Source organism: Chromohalobacter sp. HP20-39, assembly GCF_033052815.1.
Taxonomy (GTDB): Bacteria; Pseudomonadota; Gammaproteobacteria; order Pseudomonadales; family Halomonadaceae; genus Chromohalobacter.
Genome location: NZ_JAWHTP010001042.1, coordinates 1 through 245, shown reverse-complemented (window position 1 = coordinate 245; position 245 = coordinate 1). Strand labels below are relative to the sequence as shown.

The window sequence follows — 245 nt, the reverse complement described above, 5'->3', positions numbered from 1 at the left end:
CATGTGAAGCCTGATTATGTCAAGGTATTCCTCGACGGCGTGCCGGGTGCCAAGACCGCCGCCTTCCACGAGCCTTATCTGGCCGATCCCGTGCGTGGCTGCTGCTTCCGCGGCGCGACCATGCTGACGGTGCCGGACCTGATCCGCTGGCTCGGACGATGCGAGAAGCTCGGCCTTGCCGCCAAGATCCATTGCGCTGGCGATGCCGCGGTGACGCAGGCACTCGATGCCATCGACGTGGTGCG

At 65.3% G+C, this 245-nt stretch carries 1 protein-coding gene; it reads left to right on the top strand.

Annotated features, from left to right (window positions below; genetic code table 11):
• Nucleotides 1–245, top strand: a 245-nt coding sequence (locus RVY79_RS21090; RefSeq protein ID WP_317466561.1) for an amidohydrolase family protein, incomplete at both ends; no start/stop codon positions are given.